Source organism: Tritonibacter multivorans (assembly GCF_001458415.1).
Taxonomy (GTDB): domain Bacteria; phylum Pseudomonadota; class Alphaproteobacteria; order Rhodobacterales; family Rhodobacteraceae; genus Epibacterium; species Epibacterium multivorans.
Window position 1 is genome coordinate 232,585 of record NZ_CYSD01000012.1, and the last position, 22,024, is coordinate 254,608.

General features: G+C 60.5%; 19 protein-coding genes and 2 riboswitches. Of the genes, 6 read left to right on the forward strand and 13 right to left on the reverse strand.

Annotated elements, in window-relative coordinates; genetic code table 11:
- The first annotated feature begins 30 nt into the window (after window positions 1-30).
- Complete coding sequence (locus TRM7557_RS02400; RefSeq protein ID WP_058288608.1) at window positions 31-1,680, forward strand: ArnT family glycosyltransferase; 1,650 nt, start codon at window positions 31-33, stop codon at window positions 1,678-1,680.
- A 36-nt stretch (window positions 1,681-1,716) separates the two neighbouring features.
- Here TRM7557_RS02400 and TRM7557_RS02405 read toward each other — a convergent pair whose 3' ends face one another.
- The 6 genes from TRM7557_RS02405 to lptF form a co-directional block, all read right to left on the reverse strand.
- Window positions 1,717-2,406, reverse strand: coding sequence for a phosphatase PAP2 family protein (locus TRM7557_RS02405; protein ID WP_058288609.1), 690 nt, complete (start codon window positions 2,404-2,406; stop codon window positions 1,717-1,719).
- Window positions 2,399-3,223, reverse strand: a complete 825-nt coding sequence (locus tag TRM7557_RS02410) for a phosphatase PAP2 family protein (protein ID WP_058288610.1) — start codon at window positions 3,221-3,223, stop codon at window positions 2,399-2,401. The genes TRM7557_RS02405 and TRM7557_RS02410 overlap by 8 nt, the downstream gene beginning before the upstream one ends.
- Entirely contained in the window at window positions 3,220-4,704 is a 1,485-nt protein-coding gene (locus tag TRM7557_RS02415; RefSeq protein ID WP_058288611.1) for an ArnT family glycosyltransferase, read from the reverse strand. The genes TRM7557_RS02410 and TRM7557_RS02415 overlap by 4 nt, the downstream gene beginning before the upstream one ends.
- Before the next feature lie 9 nt (window positions 4,705-4,713).
- The gene (locus TRM7557_RS02420; protein WP_058288612.1) at window positions 4,714-5,028 is read right to left on the reverse strand and encodes a lipid-A-disaccharide synthase N-terminal domain-containing protein; all 315 of its coding nucleotides are present in this window, start codon (window positions 5,026-5,028) and stop codon (window positions 4,714-4,716) included.
- Window positions 5,028-5,828, reverse strand: coding sequence for a glycosyltransferase family 2 protein (locus TRM7557_RS02425; protein ID WP_235811377.1), 801 nt, complete (start codon window positions 5,826-5,828; stop codon window positions 5,028-5,030). The genes TRM7557_RS02420 and TRM7557_RS02425 overlap by 1 nt, the downstream gene beginning before the upstream one ends.
- A 212-nt stretch (window positions 5,829-6,040) precedes the next feature.
- The gene (gene lptF / locus TRM7557_RS02430) at window positions 6,041-7,159 is read right to left on the reverse strand and encodes an LPS export ABC transporter permease LptF (protein ID WP_082626486.1); all 1,119 of its coding nucleotides are present in this window, start codon (window positions 7,157-7,159) and stop codon (window positions 6,041-6,043) included.
- A 343-nt stretch (window positions 7,160-7,502) separates the two neighbouring features.
- Here lptF and TRM7557_RS02435 point away from each other — a divergent pair, with 343 nt between their 5' ends.
- From TRM7557_RS02435 to TRM7557_RS02445, 3 genes are all read left to right on the forward strand, one after another.
- Entirely contained in the window at window positions 7,503-7,805 is a 303-nt protein-coding gene (locus TRM7557_RS02435) for a hypothetical protein (RefSeq protein ID WP_058288614.1), read from the forward strand.
- 417 nt (window positions 7,806-8,222) lie between these two features.
- Window positions 8,223-8,606, forward strand: coding sequence for a hypothetical protein (locus tag TRM7557_RS02440; protein ID WP_074941868.1), 384 nt, complete (start codon window positions 8,223-8,225; stop codon window positions 8,604-8,606).
- Between the two features lie 272 nt (window positions 8,607-8,878).
- A complete protein-coding gene (locus TRM7557_RS02445) occupies window positions 8,879-9,370 on the forward strand; it encodes a hypothetical protein (protein WP_058288616.1) in 492 nt (163 codons plus the stop codon).
- Window positions 9,371-9,469: 99 nt separating this feature from the next.
- On the opposite strand, the gene ileS is transcribed toward TRM7557_RS02445, so the two are convergent.
- Window positions 9,470-12,394: an isoleucine--tRNA ligase gene (gene ileS, locus TRM7557_RS02450; RefSeq protein ID WP_058288617.1), complete on the reverse strand. Its 2,925-nt coding sequence runs from the start codon at window positions 12,392-12,394 to the stop codon at window positions 9,470-9,472.
- A gap of 233 nt (window positions 12,395-12,627) precedes the next feature.
- Here ileS and TRM7557_RS02455 point away from each other — a divergent pair, with 233 nt between their 5' ends.
- Entirely contained in the window at window positions 12,628-13,038 is a 411-nt protein-coding gene (locus TRM7557_RS02455; protein WP_058288618.1) for a group III truncated hemoglobin, read from the forward strand.
- A gap of 96 nt (window positions 13,039-13,134) precedes the next feature.
- Here the strand turns inward: TRM7557_RS02455 and TRM7557_RS02460 are convergent, their stop codons facing one another.
- Genes TRM7557_RS02460 through TRM7557_RS02470 form a run of 3 tightly spaced genes read right to left on the reverse strand, consistent with a single transcriptional unit; the run spans window position 13,135 to window position 16,045 of the window.
- Window positions 13,135-14,136 (reverse strand): YcjF family protein, encoded by a 1,002-nt coding sequence (locus TRM7557_RS02460; protein ID WP_058288619.1) that lies wholly within the window; start codon window positions 14,134-14,136, stop codon window positions 13,135-13,137.
- The gene (locus tag TRM7557_RS02465; protein WP_058288620.1) at window positions 14,133-14,612 is read right to left on the reverse strand and encodes a GNAT family N-acetyltransferase; all 480 of its coding nucleotides are present in this window, start codon (window positions 14,610-14,612) and stop codon (window positions 14,133-14,135) included. The genes TRM7557_RS02460 and TRM7557_RS02465 overlap by 4 nt, the downstream gene beginning before the upstream one ends.
- The gene (locus TRM7557_RS02470) at window positions 14,609-16,045 is read right to left on the reverse strand and encodes a YcjX family GTP-binding protein (RefSeq protein WP_058288621.1); all 1,437 of its coding nucleotides are present in this window, start codon (window positions 16,043-16,045) and stop codon (window positions 14,609-14,611) included. The genes TRM7557_RS02465 and TRM7557_RS02470 overlap by 4 nt, the downstream gene beginning before the upstream one ends.
- 106 nt (window positions 16,046-16,151) lie before the next feature.
- Between TRM7557_RS02470 and truA the strand changes: the two genes are divergently transcribed.
- The gene (gene truA, locus TRM7557_RS02475) at window positions 16,152-16,928 is read left to right on the forward strand and encodes a tRNA pseudouridine(38-40) synthase TruA (protein WP_058288622.1); all 777 of its coding nucleotides are present in this window, start codon (window positions 16,152-16,154) and stop codon (window positions 16,926-16,928) included.
- Window positions 16,929-17,127: 199 nt separating this feature from the next.
- Here the strand turns inward: truA and gcvP are convergent, their stop codons facing one another.
- The 3 genes from gcvP to gcvT form a co-directional block, all read right to left on the reverse strand.
- On the reverse strand, window positions 17,128-19,977 hold the full coding sequence (gene gcvP, locus TRM7557_RS02480) for an aminomethyl-transferring glycine dehydrogenase (RefSeq protein WP_058288623.1): 2,850 nt from the start codon (window positions 19,975-19,977) through the stop codon (window positions 17,128-17,130).
- Between the two features lie 184 nt (window positions 19,978-20,161).
- The gene (gene gcvH, locus TRM7557_RS02485; protein ID WP_058288624.1) at window positions 20,162-20,521 is read right to left on the reverse strand and encodes a glycine cleavage system protein GcvH; all 360 of its coding nucleotides are present in this window, start codon (window positions 20,519-20,521) and stop codon (window positions 20,162-20,164) included.
- Window positions 20,522-20,568: 47 nt separating this feature from the next.
- Window positions 20,569-21,690, reverse strand: a complete 1,122-nt coding sequence (gcvT, locus tag TRM7557_RS02490) for a glycine cleavage system aminomethyltransferase GcvT (RefSeq protein WP_058288625.1) — start codon at window positions 21,688-21,690, stop codon at window positions 20,569-20,571.
- A 97-nt stretch (window positions 21,691-21,787) separates the two neighbouring features.
- Window positions 21,788-21,855: riboswitch (glycine riboswitch) on the reverse strand.
- A 1-nt stretch (window position 21,856) separates the two neighbouring features.
- Window positions 21,857-21,955, reverse strand: a riboswitch (glycine riboswitch).
- Window positions 21,956-22,024 lie beyond the last annotated feature (69 nt).

Here is a 22,024-nt window from a genome sequence, read left to right on the forward strand (position 1 = left end):
CAGATCAGACGACCACCAACAGGATCACCGATGCAGAAGTTTGACGCGCTTTTGACCCGTTTGTCCAACGGCCCGCGCGCCTGGGTCATGCTGTTTCTGGTGCTGCTCACCCTGCTGATGAGCCTGCCCGGTTTCTTTGACCTCCCCCCGATTGACCGCGACGAAACCCGGTTTTCGCAGGCCTCGCGGCAGATGGTTGAAACCGGAGATTTCATCGATATCCGGCTCGGAGAGGGCACCCGCTATAAGAAGCCCATCGGCATCTACTGGCTGCAAAGCGCCAGCCTTTCGCTGTTGGGGCCAGAGCATCTGCACGACATCTGGGCCTACCGCCTGCCCTCGGCCCTGAGCGCTGTTGTCGCGGTGCTGCTGACTTATCTGATCACCTTGACGCTGATGGGCGCACCACAGGCGTTAGGGGCGGCTGTAATGCTGGCCAGCTGTTTTGTTTTTGGCGCTGAAACACGTCTGGCCAAGACCGACATGACCCTGCTGGCGACTATACTCGCTTGCCAATATGTGCTGGCACGGCTCTGGCTGGACCGGATGCTGCGCGCGGGACTGGCCTATGGGTTCTGGGCCGCATTGGCGGTCTCGGTTTTGATAAAAGGGCCGATTGGGCTGTTGGTTGTGGGCAGCACAGCGCTGGTGCTTTGTGCGCAACAACGCAGCCTGCGCTGGCTGGCACCTCTGCGCGCCGGGCGCGGTATGCTGCTGCTGCTCGCTTTGGTGTTGCCTTGGTACATTGCCATTACGATCAAATCTGATGGCGCGTTCTGGGTGGAAAGCCTTGGCAAAGACCTTTTGGCAAAAATCGGCGAAGGGCAAGAAAGCCATGGCGCCCCGCCTGGATTTTATCTGGGGCTGGTGTGGGTCACCTTCTGGCCCGCCTCGATCCTGCTGCCGTTTGGGATCTGGTTCGCCTTTCGCCAGTGGCGCGCGCCCGAGGTGATATTCTGCCTTGCCTGGATCATCCCCACTTGGCTGCTGTTCGAGTTCACCGCAACCAAGCTGATCCATTATGTTCTGCCCACCTACCCTGCCCTTGCAGCCCTTTGCGCGGCCGGGTGGATGGCCCGCCCCAAAGCGCCTTTGCACTGGACCATGAAGACCTGTGTCGCGGCGCTGCTGGTGCTGGGCACGGTGTTTCCTGTGGCTTCTGTCTGGTTTGGACATCAGATGGGGGTGTCCCCGACCCGCTACTGGATCTTTGGCGTTGCGCTATCTCTGGCCGGTGCTGTGCTGATGTGGCGCACAATTGGGCGTGGACGGGTGCTGGCTCCGGTGCTGGCGCTTGCCTTGCTAAGCTTGGGGATGACATCCAGCTTGTGGTCTCACCTGGCCCGTGCCCCTGCGCTTTGGCCCTCGGTTGCGCTGTCACAGAAGATCCGCTCGGCAGACCTCTGCACTGCGCCCTTGGTCCTATCTGTGGGCTATCAGGAAGAATCGCTGATGCTGCTGAGCCCGCATCCCGTCACCTTTGACCACAACGCGGCCTCGGCAGTGGAACGTTTGAGCCGTGCGGACTGTGCGCTGGTCTTTGTGGACGCCCCCAAACGGGCCGCGTTTGACAATGCTGCGACAGAGATCGGACGGGATCTGACCCCCGTGGGACAGGTGACCGGATTCGCCATTGGCGGTGGCGATGAAGTTGCTTTGACCCTCTATGAAATGCGCTGACCGGGTGCGGTTTTTCTGCCGCCAAAAGGCCAAGGCCTACACCCGCATCCCCTTGTCGCGCCATGATCGCACGTGCCGGACGGCCATCACAGCGCGTGCGCCGAGCCAACCCAAGCCGATGGCGCAACCGCGCCAAAACCGACCAAAGGCGCGATCAAACGCCACAAGGGATGCGGCCTGCACCACAAACCCCAACACAGCCCCTGCCAGCACTTGCAAAGCCGAGTGCGCATTGTGTTCGATCCGTGTGGTGCCGACAAATCCGGCCGCGATCACCACTGCAGCCTGCGCGCTTTTGTTCGACCGCAGGCACCCTTGAACCAGGGCTGTGGCCCCAAAAGCGGCCGCTGACGTGTGCCCTGACGGAAAGCCACGGTTGCCACCGCTGGGCCTTAAATTGATCGGTTGATCCCCCAGCAGGTTCTTTGACGAATGAATGCCGACCTCAAGCAAAAGGAAACGCCCAAAATACTGCACGCCGCGCCCTTCGGCCGTCGCACAGGCAAGCCCGGTCAGGGGCAGAGCAATCTGCAGGTTGTCGCCCAGCTTCTCGACGTCGCGCGCGCCGCCCAGCATGACACACACCATAATGACCCCAAGGACGACCATCAGTCCAAAGTGGCGCATCGCACGTAAGACAAGCCATCGCAGGCGAGCGCTGAAACACTTGTCTTTCTCTGGCTCAATGCGCGGGTGAACCTCTGCGGCGGGTGGAAAATCAAACATTTCGCATGTCCCCTTTGCGCATATAGCGGCTCAACAAAGTCAGCCTGTGCCAGCTCAGACGCAGCATACGCAGCCAGAGCTGCCCGGTTTTTCGGATGTCGCGCCAAAAGCTGCGTGCATCCGTGCGCAACGCCGCCCAGGTCACCCGCTGCACAGCCGGACCCAGATTGAAGGCACGCGCCAATACCTGCGCCAAAGTCCCCATGAAAATCCACGCCCAGACAACGTCAGACAGGAAATGGCGCCCCTTCATCACCCGCATGATCGATGCCACCGCCACAAAGGTCACAAGCACCACAAGCAGCACCCGGCGGCGCGCCGGAGGCACCACATTCCAAAGCATCAAGCCTGCCAGAATGGCCGCCACCGCCGCCGCCGATGCCTCACCCGAAACAAAAGAACAGTTGTTGCTGCATTGATCTGCCCATTGCAGCGCCGGGGTAAAGGTCGATGTTCCGCCGAACTCTGCCACCTCGGCCGGGCGGGCCCGCCCCCAGTTGGACTTCAGGCCAAGATTGACCAAAGCAACCGGACCCAGCACGACAAGGGTGACACAATAGCCCCAGAAACGGCCTGGAATACGCAGCGGCGCTTTGGTGTACAGCGCCTGAATCCCGAAGATCAGCGGCACCAGCGCCACAAGGTGAAACAGATTCCAGATGAGCTCGCGCAGCGTTTGAAGGGCCGGCAAAAGGTCGGTCGGAAACACGCCACGTTGGGCATCAAAAAACAAGGCCGCCACAGCCAGGTCCAAACCGGGGGCAACCGCAAACAACAGCGCGGCGATCAGCCAGATCCACAGAAGGGGTTGCGTCATTTTCGGTCCTCCAGACACCGGCTAGGCAGGACAAAGAAAGCAAGATTCTGGTCGTTGTAGGCTCCGTCCTGCGGCGGCAGAAAGTGGATCAGTCGGGCCTCGTCACATGGCGCGTGATCTGCATGTGCAATGAACAAAACATCCCCCGACAGCCCCATCGGCAGCTTATGTTTCTGCGCGTAATAATGCGGCGTCGGTCCTTTGTAGGGCGCTGCGTAAACCTGAAGCCCGCTGTCCCGGCCATAGTAATAAAGATCCGCCAGCACATGGCGACTGGAGGCCACGATTGTGGACAGACCATTGTCGTGGGCCGTTTTTTCAACTGCCTCGGCCATTACGGCCCGACCCGTATACCGGTCGAGCAGCAGCCCGCCCCCGCGCTCCCAGCGGGTCACTTGTGTGGCCGCAACCCCAACAGCAAGGCACAGGGCAAGGTTTACCGCTATGCCAGCCCACAAGATCCAGCGCGCCTGATCCCAGAGGTAGAGAACCACCAGAACAACGCCGGCCGGATAGGTCATTGCCGCCCAATTGGCAAAAGCTTTGGACAACAATGCCTGCACACACACAATTGCAAGCACCGGCAACGAAAACCCGATGAGCCATCGCGCCAAGGGACCACCCCGCCAGAACCCCTGAACAACCGCAGCAAGATAGGCCAGAAACAGCACCGGCCCCATCACAGCCAATTGCGCGAGGGAGAATTCAAGCAGTTTGTCAAAATTCAGCTCGGGGGATTTACCCGGCTGCACCCAGTCCACATTGTCGGCTGTGTGGTGCAGGGTTTGCAGGTCATGCGTGATGTTCCAGATCACATTCGGCGCGATCGCCACGCCAAAACCTGCAAATGCGATCAGCAAATGTGACAGCTTCAGGCGGGCTTGCGGCAGGCATATCCAGACCAAAGCGCCACAGACAAAGAAATAGAGGGCCGCATATTTGCTCATCATGCCAAGCCCAAGGCAAAGCCCCATCAACAGCGCCAAAGCGGCGCTTGGCTGTGGAACCTGCCGCAGCCAAAGCCACAGCGCGGCCGCCCAAAATGGCAGAAGAACGCTATCGGTCGAAATCAAAACAGAGCCCACAGCCACCAGGGGCAAGGTCACATAGGTCAGCGCCACCACGGCGGCTTGCGCGCGCGGCAGCACCTCTTGGGCAGCGCCCATCAGCAAAAGGGCTGTCACCCCATGCAGGATTGGTCCCGGCAATCGCACCCAGAACTCTGCATCACTGGCAGCCAGATCGGTGACCGCCCGGATCAGCCAGCCAATAAGCGGCGGCTTGGAATAGTATCCCCAGTCAAGCTCTTGCCCCCACAGCCAATATTGCGCCTCATCGACAAACAGATCGGCGTCCGAAATCGCAAGCGCGAGAATACGCAGGGCCGTGATGAAGCCGACCCCGACAAAGACAAGCCAGCGCGGATCACGCCGCCACACTGTGTTAGAGGACAATTGAAGCGGCGAGGTCAGCTCGGTCATAGGGCTGCGTCACGCCTCCTGCGCCAAGCATCGCTTCTCGGCGTAGATCAGCCAGAGGTTCCGCGCATAGATCACCACGCCCAGCGATTGCCCGAGCAGGAAGACAGGGTCGCCCCGGTGCAACGCATAGGCAAACAATGTCAGCCCACCAAAGATCGAGAACCACCAAAAGGTTTCCGGAACGACCGAACGCCCTTCTTTTTCGGACGCCCACCATTGCAGAATGAACCGCATGGAAAACATCAACTGCGCGCACAGGCCAATCCCGACCCAGACCAGCTCTGCGGTGGAATGAACCTGAAAGAAAGCCAGAACCTTGTCCATCACTCTGCCGCCTTGCTGTTGCTGGCGCGCGGCGCGACAATTTCCTGCGCCCGCGCGGTTTTGGCGCGGGCAATCAGCCAGGCCACCCCAAGAAGATCCGACGCGCCCACCAACGCTCGTTGCAGGTTGGTGTATTTCGACACCCCCCCGCTGCGTTCCCGATGCGCGACATCCACATGCGTCACCTCCCAGCCCGCACGCGCAAACAATGCCGGCAAATAGCGATGCATGTGATTGAAGAAAGGCAGATCCAGAAATGCCTCGCGGCGAAACGCCTTCAGACCGCAGCCCGTGTCGCGGGTGGCATCCTTCAGGACCCAAGCGCGCAACCGATTGGCAAAGCGCGACGCCAGTCGTTTTGACAGCGTATCCTGCCGACGCGCCCGCTGGCCTGCCACCAACCCAAGGGTTTCGGCGGCGCTGGCATCCAGAAGGGGCGCACACATTTTTGGAATTTCAGCGGGCGGGTTTTGCAAGTCCCCATCTAGCGTACAGATGATCTGCCCGCGCGCGGCGCGCACGCCGGAATGGACGGCCGCAGATTGTCCGCCCGCCACAGCATGCTGCAACAGACGCAACCAAGGACGGCTTTGCTGATGTTCAACGATAAGCTCTGCTGTTTTGTCACGGGACCCGTCATCCACAAGGATGACTTCGCTCTGAGGCAGCGCGGGACGAATGGCTTCGATCTCGGAAATCAGGGCCGCAACATTTTCGGCCTCATTGTGCATGGGGCTGATGATTGTCACCACCGGCAACTGACTGCTGCGCTTTATGAACCCTGCGTCTGCTTGCATCATACGCTCTTCCCGTCGGCCAAGTCTGGGCTCCAACCGTTGTGAAGCACGCCACCTTGCCGGTGCCTTTGGGATCCCGGAGAACCAGCATAGAACGCCGCACAAGCGGAGGAGGTTGGTCGATGAGTAGAGTCGCATTATTGCGACTTCGTGACGGCTAAACGACAGTCAGATGAATATTGCCACACAAGTTTACAAAGGAAACGACACCCCGATCAGTTGCCTGTGTTCGGGCGACGCAAAGGGCGTCCGGCGAAATGCAGGAACACCAACGACAAGGCAAAGCCAATGGCTGTGGGCGCATGATAAGCCCACCACATGGAGGGATCTTCGCCAACCATCTTGCCCGCAGCACCCCGCGCCCCCTCCAGCCCGATCAGCACAACAAAGGAAATGCCAATTTGCGCCCAAAGCCCGAACCGCGAATGTGCGCCCATCAAAAGCGCGGCAAAGCCGACCATTGCAACGGTTGCACAGATCCCGATCCAGGACAGCCGTTCCTGCAGCTCTTCGGCCATTTGACCTTCGGTGAAGCGCCCCGTCGCGGCAAGTTGCGCACGCTGGGACATCAGCTGCCACGTGGGCAGAGACCGCAGTCCGCGCTCTGCGGTTTCATCAAAGCGGCCGAAACTCGAAACATCAAAAGTGAAGTCTTCGAACCAGGTGACCGACAGGGCCTCGGTCTGGGTCGAATACCGCGCCGCCATACCATTGACCATGACAACATAAAGTTCGTCGTCTTGCGGCACCAGATAGGCCTCAGACGCGGTATAGGTCAGGGTCTGATCCGGATTGCGGCGATCGGACAGGAAGACATCCCGCAAAGTGCTGTCGGAGTTCACCTCGCCAAAATATAACACCACCGAGTCCATCGGATGCAGAAACGTCCCCTCGCGCAACAGTTTGGCGGCCACATCCTGTTCGAGCTCTGCCTCGCGGCGGTCATAGGCCGCGATGGACTCGGGGCGAAGATAGAGCGTAATGGCCCCGATCATCACCGAGCTCAGCAGCGCGAAATACAGGATGGGTCTGGCCAGGCGCAGCGGGCTGGTGCCAATGGCCTGCAAGACCACCAGTTCACTCTCTCGCCGCAGCCGGTTGGTAACGTAGACCACCGCCGCAAACACCGCCATTGGCATCACCGTGCGCACCAGGGTCGGCAAGGTAAAGGCGGTCAGCTCAAAGAACACCCAAGGGGAATGCCCCCCAGCCAGAAGCGTCGAAAACAGCCCAATCGACCGCGAAATCCAAAACACGCCCGCCAAAACGAGAGTGAAAAACCCCCACATGGCGATCAGCTGGCGCAGCATGTAGCCATCGTAACGCGCAATCATGGCTTTGGCATCCTTCGGGCTTTTTTCCGGACGATCAGATCAGTGTTTCGCAGGACTAGCCGAATTTCGCCGGAAAGGAAACGCGGCAATCAAACCGCCCCGGCCACAGCCGCACATATATTATGTCCACCCCCACTCAGCCCCTGACGCCTGTCCCGACAGCAGAGCCGAAATCGCCGGGACGGCCCCGTTCCCCTGTGTTTCCCTGTGTTTTTTTTCGCATGATTGACGAAACTGCGTGGGTTCAGGCCCGACTCACCACCTGTGGTTAGGGAAGCGTTAGGCATAATCGCCAACAATGATTGCGAGTTCCGATAGTCATTGCCCTGAAAAGGATGTTTCCATGTCCACCGAGCCGACAGTCGAGGAGAAGGACCAGCCGCACCTGCCGGTCGGCGCACATCCAGCATCCATCCAGTCGCTGGAAAAAGCGTTAGAGCAGCTGCGCCAAACTGCAAACCGAAGCCAGTTCCCGGTGGAAGTTCCCGCCGACCCAAAACTGCGCGCGACCGCCGCCAAACCACAAAAGTCAGCTCCGACTGTGGAACCTGCAGCCTATGTCGTCCTTTCTTCGAGCAAAGATCGTTTCGCAACCTCCGAACGCGAAGCCAGCCGCCGCTATATGGGTGCTAAGAACTTTTTCTGAGCGCCAGCCTGCGCATCCTGCCACCCTTTGCCCAAGGGCGGCTTAGGTACTGGCAGGCGCAGAACGGCCGGATCGACCCCGCTGGCCAAAAGTGGCTTCGCGGCCAAGCTCTGCCCATCATATCCCACCAGAACCAACCGCTTTGGCGCTGGCGCCGCGAGAACAATTCGCGAGCATTGATTCTATCCGACTCCGCGAAAACGAAGCGGAAACATTTAAAATTTTCAATTGCCAAACATTGGTCAAATTTGCTAATATAAATTAACCAAATTTTCCCATACAAAAGTATTAAACACCCTATACGTGTGCATAGGAAGCTATCCTTTTTCGCGCCAATCGTTAAAATTTCTATAATTCCAAACCCGATCTATATTTTGTAAAACTTTCCTTAAGGATAGTTCAAACGAGGAAAAGATCATGTCCATGTCGATCAGTCAGGTTGGTGTTTATCGTATGCTCAACGGCCACACAGATGGCTACGCCTCGGCACGCGCAGCGACCTCTGCCCGCAATGGAGAGCTGAACGAAAACCCGCGCCTTAATGGGCTCGCGGCTGGCGCTCCCCAAACAATGGCGCGCAATATTGAACGTGAAATGTCCCTTGAAAGCAGCCGCCTGGCCAATTCTGCAGTGAATGAGAACGCCCGCATCGGCGACGCGGACATCACCCAGTTGAATGGCGGCAGCATCAATATGGCAAAGTTTTTCTTGAACCTCGACAGCGGCACCGCGCCGGGCCCGGTTCCAATGCGCGCACAAATGGCCGAGGAGAACTACCTTAAAGCCATGGGGATGTTCTAATCCCCTTTTGGCTGCGCCTTTGCGCTTCTATCCGAAAAGGGCGTGCTCAATCTTACTCTGCTCTGTTAAACTTGTTTCCATATTTCCTTTCTGAATTATGAACGACTGCGGTATTGTCTTAATGGAAGCACTTAGGATGCCCCGTGACACGCAGGGTTTGGCACCTTTATTTGCCATTTTATAAAGGGTGCCCCAATTCCGGCCAAAAGGCCCTTTGGTAGAAATGCCATAAGCGGATCGCATCAGCGTAACGATTATTGAAAGGGCAAGACATGACTCCACAATCCGGGTTTGGCCCCACGTCTGGACCGCCTCAATTGCCAGCTCCACCCGAAGGGCTGAGCACCGCTGCGGCGCCGACACGGCCGGAATCTCAGGACGAAGTTCAGGGCTCACGGTTATCAAACTTCCTCAGCGACGATATTTCTGCCGAAGGGCGCGACAGCGATCCGACCCGCAGCGGTCGCAGCTTTGTTCCGGCCATTACAACCGAGGAAGACGTCGCGCCAAGTCTCCATGACGAAAGCGCTCCGCCGCCGCCGCAGGAACAAGCCGCCAGTGACGACATTCCTGCGCCAATGCGCGGTGAAACGCAGATCGTGGCGGCCTCACCGGTGGAAACCGCCATTCGCAGTGTTTTGGACCGCCAATCAGAGATGGAGCCAAGCGAGGCTGACGCCCCTGCCCTGTCCACGCATCAAAGCCTTGATGCGGTCGCCCAATACAGCAACGTACAGGATGTGTTGACGCGACTGTCAGCCTGACCCCCAAAGCCAGACCGCCATTCCCAAATGGTGCCTCCTGTATAAAAGCCCGGATCTTTCGATCCGGGCTTTCTTTTACTACAGGCTGTAAGGCCGGGCTTAGTCCGCCAGCGCCTCAGCGCAGCGGCCACAGGTACCGGGGAAGGCCGGTGTCATGCCGACGTCCGGCAGGATCTTCCAGCAGCGCTGGCATTTTTCGCCTTCGGCTTTTTCAAACACCACCGACACACCATCAACTTCGGGCATGCGGAAGGCGTCAGACGGGCTCGGGTCGCCGGTCAGGCTGATCGCGGAGGTGATGCAGATATCGGCAAAGTTCACCGATTTCAGCGCCGCGAGCGCAGCTTCGTCGCGGATATGGACCACCGGGGCGGCCTCGAGGCTGGCACCGATCACCTTGTCCACACGCTGCACTTCCAATGCGGCGGTGACAACGCGGCGGGCCTGACGGATCTGCGCCCATTTCGCCGCCAGCGGCTCGTTCAGCCAGTCGCGGGGCGTGTCGGGCATGTCGATAAGATGAACAGAGCTATCGTCGCCGGGGAAACGCTCCAGCCAGACCTCTTCCATGGTGAAAACCAGGATCGGCGCAAGCCAGGTGGTGAGGCGGTGGAACAGGATATCCAGAACGGTGCGCGCCGCACGTGCGTTCAGCGTGTCGCCATCGCAGTACAGCGCATCCTTGCGGATGTCGAAGTAGAAGGAGGACAGATCCACGGTCGCGAAGGTAAAGATCGCCTGCCAGACACCATTGAAGTCAAAGGATTTATACCCCTGACGCACCTGGTGATCCAGTTCGGCCAGACGGTGCAGCACCCACTGCTCCAGCTCGGGCATATCCGCCGGGTCCACCCGCTGATCTTCGGTGAAATCCCCAAGCGAGCCGAGCATGAAGCGCATGGTGTTGCGCAGACGGCGGTAGCTGTCGGCGGTGCCCTTCAGGATCTCCGGGCCGATCCGCTGGTCGGCAGTGTAATCGGTCTGGGCCACCCACAGACGCAGGATGTCAGCGCCATATTGTTTGACGACCTCTTCCGGCACGATGGTGTTGCCGAGCGACTTGGACATCTTCATGCCCTTGGCGTCCAGCGTGAAGCCGTGGGTCACCACATTGCGGTAAGGCGCACGGCCCTTGGTGCCGCAGGCCTGCAGCAGCGAGGAGTGGAACCAGCCTCGGTGCTGGTCGGTGCCTTCCATGTAGACATCGGCAATGCCGTCCTCGGTGCCATCTTCGCGGTCGCGCAGAACGAAAGCGTGAGTGGAGCCAGAGTCGAACCACACGTCCAGAACGTCAAAGACCTGATCATAGGCTTCGGGGTCTGCCAGACCGTCGAGGATCTGTTCCTTGAAGCCTTCGGTGTACCAGACATCGGCGCCATCTTTTTCAAAGGCGGCGGTGATGCGGGCGTTTACTTCGGGGTTGCGCAAGAGGAAGTCCGCATCGGTCGGCAGCGCGCCCTTCTTGGTAAAGCAGGTGAGCGGCACACCCCAGGCGCGTTGGCGGGACAGAACCCAGTCAGGGCGGGATTCGATCATGGAATACAGACGGTTGCGGCCGGTCTGCGGGGTCCATTTGACCAGCTCATCGATCGACCGCAGGGCGCGTTCGCGGATGGTGTCGCCGTAATCGCCCATGCCGTCATCGAGCGTGCGATCCACACCGGCAAACCACTGCGGGGTGTTGCGGTAGATGATCGGTGCCTTGGAGCGCCAGGAATGCGGGTAGCTGTGCTTGATCTTGCCGCGCGCCAGCAGGCCTCCGACTTCGACCAGCTTGTCGATGACGGTTTTGTTCGCGTCGCCTTCACCGCCTTTGCGGTTCAGGATGTATTTGCCGCCAAAGAACGGCAGGTCGGCGCGGAAGCCGCCGTCGTCCATGACGTTATAGGTGATCACCTGTTCGAGCATGCCGAGGTCACGGTAAAGCTCGAATTCTTCCATACCGTGGGACGGCGCGCAGTGGACAAAGCCGGTGCCTTCGGTGTCGGTCACGAATTCTGCCGCGCGGAAGTCGCGGATGTCGTCCCATTCGCCATTGGCGCCTTCGGCACCCGCCAGCGGGTGGGTCAGCTGGGCATCGGCCAGCTCAGATACCGGCACGTCCGCGACGCGGGTGTACTGGTCATCGGACAGGCGAGCCTTTTTGAACACATCGGCGGCCAGATTGTCGGCGAGAATGTATTTTTCGCCGACGGACAGCCAGCATTCCTCCGGCGTGCCGGTGACCTCGTAAAGGCCATAGGCAATGTTTTCGCCAAAGACGACGGCTTTGTTCGACGGGATGGTCCAGGGGGTGGTGGTCCAGATCACCACATGGGCACCGGCGTGTTTGTGATCGGCGTTGGAGACCTTGAACTTCACATAGATGGTGAAGCTTTCCTTGTCGTGATATTCAACCTCGGCCTCGGCCAGGGCGGTTTTCTCGACCGGGGACCACATCACGGGCTTAGAGCCTTGATAGAGCGTGCCGTTCATGAGGAACTTCATGAACTCATCCGCAATCACGGCCTCAGCATGGTAATTCATGGTGAGGTAGGGGTCAGCCCAGTTGCCGGTGATGCCGAGGCGTTTGAATTCCTCGCGCTGGATGTTCACCCATTTGTCGGCAAAGGCGCGGCATTCCTGACGGAATTCGACCACAGGAACGGCGTCTTTGTTTTTACCTTTTTTGCGGTACTGCTCTTCGATTTTCCATTCGATCGGAAGGCCGTGGCAGTCCCAACCGGGGACGTAACGCGCATCAAAACCCATCATCTGATGGGCCCGGACGATCATGTCCTTGATGGTCTTGTTCAGCGCGTGACCAATGTGCAAATGGCCGTTGGCATAAGGAGGACCATCGTGCAGCGTAAACGGCTGGCGGCCTTCCTTTTCGCGCAGGCGGTCATAGACCCCGATCTTTTCCCAACGCTCCAGCCATGCGGGTTCGCGCTTGGGCAGGCCTGCGCGCATGGGGAAATCGGTTTTGGGCAGATTGAGGGTGTCTTTGTATTCGGGGGTATTTTCGGGTGTGTCGGCGCACATGACGGTGGCGTCCTTTGAAAAATCTGGTCGGTTTGGGGATATTCGGTTCGGTGCGATCACTCAAGCACCTTTGCCCGGCGGCTCGTCTGTTCAGAGCGCCGGGTTGGTAATTCGAATAATGATGGCCACGGTGTTCAGATGTGCGCGGGTCATGAGCCGCCTTATAGGCCGCGCAAGCACGTTGCACAATAGGGGCGAGGGTGGCATGAGGGGCCAAGCAGACAGGAGCTTTCATGACCGATCATCCCCTCGCCCGGTTTCAGATCACCCGCAGTGAAATCTCTCGAGTTGTCGAACGCTTCTATGCGCGCGTGCGCGCTGATGCGGTTCTGGGACCGGTGTTTGGTGCCCATGTTCAGAACTGGCCGGAACATGAAGAAAAGATCGCCGCCTTCTGGCGCAATGCAATCCTGCGCGAGCCAGGCTATGACGGGTTTCCCATGCGCGAACATCTGACGCGCCCCGATGTGAAGCCAGAGCATTTTCCGATCTGGCTGGGGCTGTTCCACGAGACCCTGCACGCGGAGCTGACCGAGCGCCAAGCGCTGCAATGGGGCGATCTGGCGGATAAGATTGGCGAAGGGTTCCGTGCAGGCGTTGAGAACGTCCGCCGTCCTGCGGATCAACCACCCCGCCTGATCTGAGCGCCGCACCACAAGCGGGGGGCTCCCGCCCGTCGAGCGGCCACTTGACAGTGGCCGTCTCCCGTTGGGCGTGGCGCCGCGCAAAAGCGCGGCGCGTCAGTTCTTGGGGCCGCTGTCCCGCGACACAAGGCCGGTCAGAGCGTTTTGGATCACCTTGCGGGTCGATGGTTTGGCGCGCGCCGAAAACGGCAAAGGTCGACAGACCTCCATCGCCGCAAGACCGACACGTGCGGTCAGCGCGCCATTGACCAGACCTTCGCCAAACCGGCGGGACAGTTTCGACAGCACAGAACCGCCAAGGATCGGCTCTAGCAGATCATCCCCCACCGCCATCGCACCGGTCGCCACCAAATGAGTGAACACCGCGCGGGTCAGCCGCCAAGAGCTGAAGAATCCCGAACGTCCGCCATAGATTTCCGCGATCCGGCGGATCATACGCAGCGAGGACAAGAGCGCTGCCACCACATCCGCCAGAGCCAGCGGCACCAGTGCTGTGACTGCCGCGACTTGACGGGCGGCCTGTTCGACCTCGGCCTGTGCCTGCCGATCAAGGGATGTCAGCAGAATATCCTCGGCCTGATCCAGCAGAGCATCTGCATCCAGGACTTCGGCCCGACGCTCTGACAGGCGCGCGCGCGCCCAGGCGAGGTCCTTTCGCGGCGCGTAAAACCGATCGAGGTCAGAGACAACTCGCCGGGCGCGATCCAGATCCTTGCGCCCCCCCTCCGCACGCTGTCGCAGCCCGTCTGTCCGCCGAAGCCGCGACAAGGCCGCCAGTTCACGCAGCCCGAACACCAGTGCAAGTCCCAGGAGCACCACAATCGCCGCAGCCACAGCCCAGCCGAGCAGCGGAATACGGGCAATAAGCGTGGTTGCATAATCCCACGCTGCCAGCGACACCAACGTCCCCACAAGACCAAGCAAGACAGACCAGAACCAGCGGCCAAGTCCGGATCCCCCTTGCAGGCTGCGACGCCCTGCGTCCGCTGCCGCCTCCTGTTCTGGCGCGGTCTGCGGTTCCGGCACGGGCGGCGCATCCGCGACCGAAGGGACGGTTTTGCTATCCTCCAGATCAAAGACGACAGGTTTTCGGCTCATGCGTCGTCCTCTTGCGCCAGGGCCTCTTTCATCTGCAGCTCTTGCGCGATGGTCCAACGATAGAGGATATCGGGCAGGCCTTCATCATTGTCGCCTTCCGTCCTGCGCTTTTCGACAAAGCCTTCGCGCAGGTAAAACCGCTGTGCGCCTTCATTGGCCTGAAAGGTCCAGAGCATCAGCTCGCCCTCAGTGGATTTGGCGTTATCCAACAGTGCCTTGCCGATGCCCTGCCCCTGCATATCCGGGTGCACATAGAGCGAACATATCTGGCCACCGTCGCGAGCAAGGAAACCCACCACCCGGTCGGTCAGGGCCACGGTCACCCAGCCGCGGTCGATCATCGTGCCACAAAAGGCGATGGCCTCGGCTTCGCAATGGGTTTTGGGCATCCAAGGCGTGTCCACCTCAAAGCGGTGCAGAATAGCGCCAAGTTTTCCCGCATCTGTGGGTTGGGCGTTGCGCAAATATAGGGTCACAGTCGATCTCCGATCAAAAACTCAGTGGCGCGATCCAGACGGATATGCGGTGGGCCGTCCCCGGGGCGCAACGTCAGCGGCTGCGGGGCAAAGGCCATGGATTGATAGTCCCCGTCCAGCCACGCGCCTTCGCCGTTGCGGGCAGGCACCAGCACTTCGCTTGGGTCGCGTGGCAATGCGCCGGGGTAAAAAGCTGCGGCCTTGCCCGTGTCCAGCAAGGTTCCACGCACACAGGGCAAATCACTGCCGTGGTGGCTGCGCATTTCTTCGGTTGTGGCCCGCAGCGCCGCCAGTGACAGAGCCGCGGTCTCGGCCCCCGAAAACTGGGCCCGATCGCGGGCTTCGCGGGTCAGGGCCTCGATCAGAGCGGTCATCTGCGGGTGCTGTTGATGGTGCAGGTGATCGGCCTTGGTGGCCGCAAAGAGGATCTTTTCGACGCGTTTTCCACGCAGGATCTGGCTCAGCACGCCATTGCGACCGGGGCGAAAGGCCGTGAGGATATCCCCCATCGCACGGCGCAAATCCTCGACCGCAGCCGGACCGGCATGCAGTGCGCTCAGCGAATCGACCAAGACGATCTGGCGATCAATACGCGAGAAATGCTCTTGAAAGAACGGGCGCACCACGCGAGTTTTATAAGCCTCGAACCGGCGCGCCATTTCGCGGGCAAGACTGCCACGTGGGCTGGATCCCGCAGGCAGTGGCGCGAAAGTCAGCGCAGGCGAACCGGCCAAATCGCCGGGCAGCAGAAACCGCCCCGGTGTGCAGTCGTAATAGCCTGCCTTTCGCGCCGCACGCAGATAGTCGGTGAATGCGGCCGCCAAACCTTGGGCAAGAGGCTCATCATGGGCCGCAGCCCCGTCCGCCCTGGCAGCCGCGTCCAGAAAGGCCGCTGCCTCGGACCGTGCGGGAAGGCGCGCCATAACGTCGGCGGACCAGTCGGCATAATCCTTGTCGAGAAGCGCCAGATCCAACAGCCATTCGCCGGGGTAGTCGATAATATCAAGATGCAGAATGCGCGGCCCCGACACCGTTGCCCAAAACCCTTTGGGACGGATTTTGAGGCTCAGGCGCAACTCCGACACCGACGACGTGCTTTCCGGCCAATGCGGCGTGGGCCCAGTCAGCGCCGCGAGGTGGCGTTCAAAATCAAACCGCGGCACCGTGTCATCGGGCTGCGGCTGTAGAAAGGCAGTCTCGATCCGCCCCTCCCGGATCGCTTCGACCTGCCCCATGCGGCCACGATCCATCAGATTGGCCACAAGCGAAGTGATAAACACAGTCTTGCCCGCCCGGGCAAGTCCGGTGACCCCCAGACGCAAACGCGCCTCAGTGAAGGGGCTGGTGAGCGTGTCACTCAGATCCTCGGCCCGGCGGATGACACCTTCAGCGAGCCCGCCAATCGCGTCTCCAATTTGCCCGATCGGCTGCATTCTGTTTGTCACCTGTGGTGCGCCCCGCGTTTCTGAATGGTGCGTTCAACATAAGGGGGCGCCGCGCCCCTTGCTAGGGGGCCGCTTTGCCTGTAACTCCCCGCGCATGCCCCGTATTGCCCTCAAAGTCGAATACAACGGAAAGCCCTTTGCCGGATGGCAACGGCAGAAAGATCAGCCCTCGGTTCAGGGCGCGATCGAGGATGCGCTGTGCAAACTGGAACCCGGCCCGCACACAATTGCGGCAGCCGGGCGCACCGACACAGGCGTGCATGGCCTGGGTCAGGTGGCGCATTGTGATTTGCAAAAAGAATGGGACCCATTCCGACTGAGCGAGGCGCTGAACCATCACCTGAAACCGCTGCCGGTGGCGATTGTCGACGCGGCGCGGGTAGACGAAGACTGGCACGCGCGGTTTACGGCGGTCGAGCGGCAATATCTGTTCCGCATTCTGATGCGCCGCGCGCCTGCAACCCACGACAAAGGTCAAGTCTGGCAGATCAACCATGCGCTGGACATCGAAGCCATGCAGGAAGGGGCCAACCACCTGCTGGGCTTGCATGATTTCACAACATTCCGGTCGTCTATCTGCCAAGCGGCAAGCCCAGTGAAAACGCTGGACGAGCTGCGGATTGAACAGGTTCAGGGGCTCTCGGGGCCCGAGGTTCACTTTCACGTCCGTGCCCGTAGCTTCCTGCACAATCAGGTGCGCAGCTTTGTCGGCACGCTGGAACGTGTCGGAGCGGGCAGCTGGACACCCGACGACGTGCGCAGCGCGCTCGAGGCGCAGGATCGCGCCGCCTGTGGCCCGGTCTGCCCCGGACATGGGCTGTATCTGGCGCGCGTGGGCTATCCCGACCCCGTGTTCAAAACCGACAGCTAACCGCCGCGCTCGGGGGGCTCCCGCCCGTCGGCGGATCATCAAAGATGACCACCTTCCGTTGGGCCATGCGCCGCTGGCGCGGCGCGCCACCGCGTGAAAGACACGTCAGGGTGCCACTGGGGCGGCCCGTCCGCAGCCGCAGGCGCAGGACCGGCCGAAAAAGCAACGGGGCCCGCAGGCCCCGTTTCCTTTTGACAGTTTACTCCGCCGCCTCGGCATAGTCCTCCATCGGCGGGCAAATACAGACAAGGTTTCGATCCCCAAAGGCGTTGTCCACACGGTTCACCGGCGGCCAGTATTTATCCACACGGAAAGCACCCGGCGGGAAGCAGCCCTGTTCGCGGGAATACGGACGGTCCCATTCCCGCACCAGATCTTCCATCGTGTGCGGCGCGTTCTTCAGCGCATTATTGGCCGGGTCCACGTCCCCTGCCTCAATGGCTTTGACCTCATCGCGGATCGACAGCATCGCCTCAATGAAACGATCCAGCTCCGCTTTGGTCTCGCTTTCGGTTGGCTCCACCATCAACGTCCCCGCCACAGGCCAGCTCATGGTGGGTGCATGAAAACCGCTGTCGATCAGGCGCTTCGCGACATCATCCACAGTCACATCTGCACTGTCCGCAAAAGGACGCGTGTCCAAGATGCATTCATGTGCCACCCGGCCCGACGGCCCCTTATAGAGCACCTCGTAGGCCCCCTCGAGGCGCTTGGCCACGTAGTTCGCCGACAGGATCGCCACTTTGGTCGCCTGCGTCAGTCCCGCGCCCCCCATCATCAGGCAATAGGCCCAGGAGATCGTCAAAATCGACGCCGACCCCCAGGGCGCTGCGGATACCGGCCCTTCTGTGCCGCCCACCTCGGGGTGACCCGGCAGATGCGCCACCAAATGCGCTTTCACGCCAATCGGGCCCATGCCGGGGCCACCACCGCCGTGGGGAATGGCAAAGGTCTTGTGCAGGTTCAAATGGCTCACGTCGCCGCCCAGATCACCGGGACGCGACAGGCCGACCATGGCGTTCATATTGGCTCCATCAATATAGACCTGCCCGCCGAACTCATGGGTGATGTCACAGACCTCGTGGACGCATTCCTCGAACACGCCATGCGTAGACGGGTAGGTGATCATGCAGCCCGCCAGCGCATCTGCGTGTTTTTCCGCCTTGGCGCGGAAATCTTCCAGGTCGATATCGCCGTTTTCAGCCGATTTCACTGGAACCACCTTCCACCCCACCATCTGGGCCGACGCCGGGTTGGTGCCATGGGCCGACATGGGGATCAGGCAGATATTGCGATGCCCCTCGCCGCGTGCGCGGTGATACGCCGCAATCGTCAACAGCCCCGCGTATTCGCCCTGCGCGCCCGAGTTTGGCTGCATGGAGATCGCATCATAGCCGGTAATATCGCAGAGCTTGGCCGACAGATCCGTCACCATCTCTGCATAACCCGCCATCTGATCGGCCGGCGCAAAGGGGTGAATGGTTGAAAACTCCGGCCAGCTGAGGGGCATCATCTCGGCCGCAGCATTCAGTTTCATGGTGCAGGAACCCAGCGGGATCATCGCCCGATCCAGCGCCAGATCACGGTCTGCAAGACGGCGCATGTAACGCATCATCTCTGTCTCGGCCCGGTTCATGTGGAAGATCGGGTGGGTCAGATAATCCGTCTTGCGGTGCAGCCCTTGGGGCACGCGGTACGTGGGTGCAAAATCATCGTCCTTGCGGATAATCCCAAAGGCGCGCCAGACCGCTTCGACGGTTTCGGGGCGCGTGGCCTCGTCCAGCGTAATGCCAACACGTGTCTCTCCGACGCGACGCAGGTTGATGCCTTCATCTACGGCCGATTTCATCACTGCCGCCTGTAGCGGGCCCACATCCACGGTGATGGTGTCAAAGAACACCTTGGGATCAACCTTAAACCCGTTCTCCTCGAGCCCCTGCGCCAGACGCACCGTCTTGCGATGGATGCGCTGCGCGATCGCCTTCAGCCCTTTGGGCCCATGGAACACCGCATACATTGACGCCATCACCGCCAACAACGCCTGCGCGGTGCAGACATTGGAGGTCGCCTTTTCGCGACGAATATGCTGCTCGCGGGTCTGCAACGACAGCCGATAGGCTTTATTGCCATGGCTGTCGACGGACACGCCAACAATCCGCCCCGGCATGGACCGCTTATAGGCGTCGCGGCAGGCCATATAGGCCGCATGCGGTCCACCGGCCCCAACCGGCACACCAAACCGCTGGGTCGAACCGACCGCGATATCCGCCCCCATCGCGCCGGGTTCCTTCAGCAGGGTCAGCGACATCGGGTCGGCTGACACCACTGCAATGGCTTTGTTCTCATGCAGTTGTGCGATGTGATCGGTGAAATCACGCACATGCCCATAGGTGCCGGGATACTGGAACAGCGCGCCAAACACTTTGTCCGCGTCCAGCTTGTCCGGGTTGCCAACGATCACCTCAATCCCCAGCGGCTCTGCCCGGGTCTGGATCACGGCAATGTTCTGCGGATGGCAGTCCCGGTCGACAAAAAACGCCTTGGCCTTGGATTTTGCCACCCGCTGCGCCATTGTCATGGCTTCGGCGCAGGCGGTCGCTTCATCCAGAAGTGACGCATTGGCGACTTCCAGCCCGGTCAGATCACAGATCATGGTCTGGAAGTTCAACAGCGCCTCAAGGCGCCCTTGGGAAATCTCGGGCTGATACGGCGTATAGGCCGTGTACCACGCTGGGTTTTCCAGAATATTGCGCTGGATCGCGGGCGGGGTCACGGTGCCGTGGTAGCCCTGACCAATCAACGACGTGAGCGTCTGGTTCTTACCCGCCACCTCTCGCATCCGGTGCAACAGCTCGCGTTCAGACAGCGGGCGGTCGAAATCCAAAGCAGCCGCCTGGCGGATCGATTTCGGCAGTGTTTCATCAATCAGCGCGTCCAGACTGTCCGCGCCGATCACGGCCAGCATCTCCTCCATCTCTTGCGGAGATGGGCCAATGTGACGACGGTTGGCAAAGTCATAGGGCAGGTATTCGGTTGGGGTGAAGGGCATTGAGGGCCTCCTTCATTGGGATCGTCTTGCGTAAAGGGTCCGAAGTGTCGACAGGGGACACGAAGGGTCACTGCGCCGCGCAGGCGCAGGACCAACAGTCGCCTCGGGCGGACGGTGGCGCGCCTGCCCCTTTGCGGGACGCGGAACAGGCGCGGCCTGACCATACGGTCAGGCACTGTCAGGATCAGCCGATGAAGTCCTTGTAGGCGGCTTCATCCATGTAGTCGTCCATTGGCGACAGGTCGCTTGGCTTGACCTTAAAGAACCAGGCTTCGCCCTCCGGGTCGTCATTGACCTTCGACGGTGCATCCACGATGGCGTCGTTCACCTCGACGATTTCGCCATCCAGCGGCGCGAGGATGTCGGACGCGGCCTTGACGCTTTCAATCACCACAACTTCTTCGTCCTTGGTGATTTCAGTGCCCACTTCCGGCAGTTCGACAAAGACCACATCGCCCAACTGTTCGGCGGCGTGTTTGGTAATGCCAACTGTGACAATATCGCCTTCGGTGACCAGCCATTCGTGTTCTTCGGTGTATTTCATGATATTTTCCCTGTGTTTAGCCGCTTGCGCGTGTTCAAGCGGGGACCTCAACGTTTGAAATTGGCCGCCACAAACGGAAGTGTCGTGACGGTAAGAGGCAGGCGCTTGCCGCGCAGTGCCCCAAAGATCTTGGTGCCGGGTTCGGCCAGCTCTGCGGGCACATATCCCATGGCCACTGGCCCACCGACGGTCGGGCCAAAACCGCCCGAGGTGATTTTGCCAATTGGGTCGCCCCCGTCGGCTCCGGCGAAAAGGTCCACCCCTTCCCGCATGGGCGCACGCCCTTCGGGGCGCAGGCCAACGCGTTTGCGGCTGAGGGCTGCGCGGTCAGCAAAGACATGATCCGCGCCCGGATAGCCGCCCGCACGGGCCCCATCCGCGCGACGCGCCTTTTGGAGCGCCCAGCCCAGCGCTGCCTCGTAGGGGCGTGTGGAGGTGTCGATGTCATGCCCATACAGGCAAAGCCCGGCCTCAAGACGCAGGCTGTCCCGCGCGCCCAGACCAATCGGCGCCACCCGGTCATCGGCCAGCAACGCACGCGCCAGCGGGTCTGCTTTGGCTGCAGGCACCGAGATTTCGAAACCGTCCTCGCCAGTGTAGCCAGAGCGTGAAATCCACAGGGTTTCGCCCTCCCAGACCACATCTGCCACATCCATGAAGCGCATATCCGCTACTTCCGGCAACAGCGTGGCAAGCGCCGCTTCGGCGGCCGGACCCTGCAAGGCCAAAAGGGCGCGATCCGTGACCGGAGTGACGGTCACGCCGGGCTCCAGCGCGGCAGTCATCCGGGCAATATCCGCCTCTTTGCAGGCCGCATTGACCACCACAAACAGATGATCCCCACGATTGGCGAACATCAGGTCATCTTCAATGCCACCCGCATCATTGGTGAAAAACCCATAGCGCTGTCGCCCTTCGCCAAGGCCCAGAACATCCATCGGGATCAGGGATTCAAAAGCCGCAGCCACGGTTTCATAGTCCCCAGCCCGCAGAATGACCTGCCCCATGTGGCTCACGTCGAACAGCCCCGCCTTCTCGCGGCAGTGGCTGTGTTCGCCCATGATGCCCATCGGGTATTGCACCGGCATGTCGTAGCCCGCGAAGTCGACCATCTTGGCGCCAAGCTCCACATGCAGCGCATGGAGCGGCGTCTGCCGGAGCGCGCTCATGCGCTGTCTCCGCGAACAGTCCGTGAGTGATAAACCTGTCCTAATTTCATCCGGCATCCTTTCGTCGCGCAGACCAATACTGCGCCCAAATGATGCCCCCTCTGTCCATGCGCCTGAGATCGTTATCCCTTCGGCGTCCCGGTGACCCGGGCTCTCTCCAGAGTGTTAATCGCACACGGTCCGTGGGCCTGAGAGTTTCCGGGGCGGTTGCTCCTTCGGCACCCTGACGCGAAGGTCGCGTTTCGGGTTCTCCCATGTGCTGAGACGAACGCTACCAGCGCTTACGCAGGGGCGCAAGTCGAATTTGATTCACCAATTGTCGCAAACAGAACAT

What these genes read in the sequence shown, in the direction of transcription:
- TRM7557_RS02400 (WP_058288608.1), top strand. Translation starts at nt 31, where the DNA reads ATGCAGAAGTTTGACGCGCTTTTGACCCGTTTGTCCAACGGCCCGCGC.
- TRM7557_RS02405 (WP_058288609.1), bottom strand. Translation starts at nt 2,406, where the DNA reads ATGTTTGATTTTCCACCCGCCGCAGAGGTTCACCCGCGCATTGAGCCA.
- TRM7557_RS02410 (WP_058288610.1), bottom strand. Translation starts at nt 3,223, where the DNA reads ATGACGCAACCCCTTCTGTGGATCTGGCTGATCGCCGCGCTGTTGTTT.
- TRM7557_RS02415 (WP_058288611.1), bottom strand. Translation starts at nt 4,704, where the DNA reads ATGACCGAGCTGACCTCGCCGCTTCAATTGTCCTCTAACACAGTGTGG.
- TRM7557_RS02420 (WP_058288612.1), bottom strand. Translation starts at nt 5,028, where the DNA reads ATGGACAAGGTTCTGGCTTTCTTTCAGGTTCATTCCACCGCAGAGCTG.
- TRM7557_RS02425 (WP_235811377.1), bottom strand. Translation starts at nt 5,828, where the DNA reads ATGATGCAAGCAGACGCAGGGTTCATAAAGCGCAGCAGTCAGTTGCCG.
- lptF (WP_082626486.1), bottom strand. Translation starts at nt 7,159, where the DNA reads ATGATTGCGCGTTACGATGGCTACATGCTGCGCCAGCTGATCGCCATG.
- TRM7557_RS02435 (WP_058288614.1), top strand. Translation starts at nt 7,503, where the DNA reads ATGTCCACCGAGCCGACAGTCGAGGAGAAGGACCAGCCGCACCTGCCG.
- TRM7557_RS02440 (WP_074941868.1), top strand. Translation starts at nt 8,223, where the DNA reads ATGTCCATGTCGATCAGTCAGGTTGGTGTTTATCGTATGCTCAACGGC.
- TRM7557_RS02445 (WP_058288616.1), top strand. Translation starts at nt 8,879, where the DNA reads ATGACTCCACAATCCGGGTTTGGCCCCACGTCTGGACCGCCTCAATTG.
- ileS (WP_058288617.1), bottom strand. Translation starts at nt 12,394, where the DNA reads ATGTGCGCCGACACACCCGAAAATACCCCCGAATACAAAGACACCCTC.
- TRM7557_RS02455 (WP_058288618.1), top strand. Translation starts at nt 12,628, where the DNA reads ATGACCGATCATCCCCTCGCCCGGTTTCAGATCACCCGCAGTGAAATC.
- TRM7557_RS02460 (WP_058288619.1), bottom strand. Translation starts at nt 14,136, where the DNA reads ATGAGCCGAAAACCTGTCGTCTTTGATCTGGAGGATAGCAAAACCGTC.
- TRM7557_RS02470 (WP_058288621.1), bottom strand. Translation starts at nt 16,045, where the DNA reads ATGCAGCCGATCGGGCAAATTGGAGACGCGATTGGCGGGCTCGCTGAA.
- truA (WP_058288622.1), top strand. Translation starts at nt 16,152, where the DNA reads ATGCCCCGTATTGCCCTCAAAGTCGAATACAACGGAAAGCCCTTTGCC.
- gcvP (WP_058288623.1), bottom strand. Translation starts at nt 19,977, where the DNA reads ATGCCCTTCACCCCAACCGAATACCTGCCCTATGACTTTGCCAACCGT.
- gcvH (WP_058288624.1), bottom strand. Translation starts at nt 20,521, where the DNA reads ATGAAATACACCGAAGAACACGAATGGCTGGTCACCGAAGGCGATATT.
- gcvT (WP_058288625.1), bottom strand. Translation starts at nt 21,690, where the DNA reads ATGAGCGCGCTCCGGCAGACGCCGCTCCATGCGCTGCATGTGGAGCTT.